We start from the raw sequence: 1,815 nt of genomic DNA on the forward strand, positions 1-1,815 counted from the left end.
GCACATCAACCTGACCGGCGATTACCTCTGGCGCAGCAGCGCCAAGATCGGCGCGGGCAAATTCAGGCCGCTACGGGCGTTGCAACTGCCTTAGCGTACGATTTTTTCCGTTTTCTGAGACGACCCCTTCAAGCCCATGAGCGAATTCGACTGGGCGTGGCCTACCGCCTGCGACCGCGAACTGGTCGACTCCCTGATGCGCCTAGAATTCATCGCCGAACACAACAACGTCGCCATCCTCGGCAGCAACGGCGTCGGCAAAACTATGATCGCCCGTAACCTCGCCTACCAAGCCGTCATCGCCGGCCACACCGCGCTCTTCGTCACCGCCAGTGGGCTCCTCGCCGACCTCGCCGCACAGCAGAGCGATCTGCTCCTGCAACGTCGCTTAGGCCGCTACACCCGGCCCCAGCTGCTGCTCATCGACGAAGTCGGCTACCTCTCGTACTCCACTCGCTACGCCGACTTGCTCTTCGAACTAATCAGCCGACGCTACGAAAAAAGCTCCACCATCATCACCACCAACCGCCCCTTCAGCGAATGGAGCGAAGTCTTCCCCAATGCCGCCTGCGTCGTCTCCCTCGTCGACCGCCTCCTGCACCACAGCGAGGTCCTCACCATCGACGGCGACTCCTACCGGCTCAAGGAGGCCAAAGAGCGCAGCGCCACCCGTACAGCGAAAAACAAATCAACTAGAACAAAGCGATAGAGGGGATTGCGGAACACTAAAACGGCGGAGGATGAGAGGAGGCGGTCAGGGCACAGCATGATATCCGTATCTTTGAATCCTTCGCCATTTTTCTACGGGTTTGGAGCACCGTTAACAATAGGCGATGCCGCGCCACGCCCACCAAGCATGTAAGGCGCTGCGCCGTTCGGCGAGGCGCTCGACGAGTGCGGCCAGCGCGGGGAGGGCGGCGAGTTTCTTTTCGGTATTGAACCCATCCTTGAGCAGTGCAGGATCTTCGAGGAGCTCTGGGGGGTCGCTAGGAGCCGGTTGCGTGCTCAGGGTGGTGAGTTCTTCGTAGATCGCCTGCCACTGTGCCGCCTTTTCGGGGTTGCGCCGTGATTTGACGTTGAGCTTAATAAAGTGCGCCGCCTCGCCATCCTCCTGGTCCGCCGCCCAAGCGTTGCAGAAGGCTTGCCACTCGGTGTCGAACGCCGGAACCTCCGGCTCTGCGGGCAGTGTTTCGTGGCTAAGGATGGTGCGCGACCAGCGCTCGGCGAACTGCTCCGGGGTGGCGAGGTAGCCGTAGAGTTGAGCGAAGTCGGGCTGTTTGGCGACCTCGCGATACCAATCCTCCAGCGCCTCGACGACCAGGCCGTGGGTCTCAGCCTCCATCTCCGCTTGGAAGCTGATGCCGCTTAGAAAGGCCTCCTGCGTCAAGGCGCGCCGGCAGAAGCCGTGGATGGTGTAGATGGCCGCCTCGTCCATATGCAGCTGGGCGTTGCGCAGCAGGGCGCGGACCTTCACGGCGTCGGGCAGGCGGGCTCGCAAGCACTCATAGAAGGGTTCGTCGAGCCTTTCCCACTCGCTGTACGCGCGCTCGATCTCGGCGCTCAGCCGGCCTTTGAGCTCGGCCGTTGCCGCCCGGGTAAAGGTCATCACCAAGATGTGCTGGACGCTGAGTTCGCGTTCAAGCAGCAGGCGCAGATAGAGGCGGGTGATGTTGAAGGTCTTGCCGGTGCCGGCGCTCGCCTCAATCAGGTGGATGCCGTGCAGCGGCATCGCCTCGGCCTGCAGTGTTTTAGCCTCTTCTGTCATCAGCTAGTGTCGCTAGTAGGGGGAGCTGGCCGGCACCACGCTCCAGAATA

Annotated in this window: 2 protein-coding genes; one reads left to right on the forward strand and one right to left on the reverse strand. The window is 61.9% G+C overall.

Going from position 1 to position 1,815, the window contains the following annotated elements:
• The first annotated feature begins 136 nt into the window (after positions 1-136).
• A complete protein-coding gene (locus CKO15_RS13620) occupies positions 137-709 on the forward strand; it encodes an ATP-binding protein (protein ID WP_242464810.1) in 573 nt (190 codons plus the stop codon).
• A 111-nt stretch (positions 710-820) separates the two neighbouring features.
• Here CKO15_RS13620 and CKO15_RS13625 read toward each other — a convergent pair whose 3' ends face one another.
• Positions 821-1,765 (reverse strand): UvrD-helicase domain-containing protein, encoded by a 945-nt coding sequence (locus tag CKO15_RS13625; RefSeq protein ID WP_200197356.1) that lies wholly within the window; start codon positions 1,763-1,765, stop codon positions 821-823.
• Positions 1,766-1,815: the final 50 nt, after the last annotated feature.

Origin of the sequence: Halorhodospira abdelmalekii, from assembly GCF_016583625.1 — a bacterium.
GTDB classification, from domain to species: Bacteria; Pseudomonadota; Gammaproteobacteria; order Nitrococcales; family Halorhodospiraceae; genus Halorhodospira; species Halorhodospira abdelmalekii.

Bases quoted from the DNA above. Each gene is read 5' to 3' on its own strand.
- CKO15_RS13620 (WP_242464810.1), top strand. From the start codon at position 137: ATGAGCGAATTCGACTGGGCGTGGCCTACCGCCTGCGACCGCGAACTG.
- CKO15_RS13625 (WP_200197356.1), bottom strand. From the start codon at position 1,765: ATGACAGAAGAGGCTAAAACACTGCAGGCCGAGGCGATGCCGCTGCAC.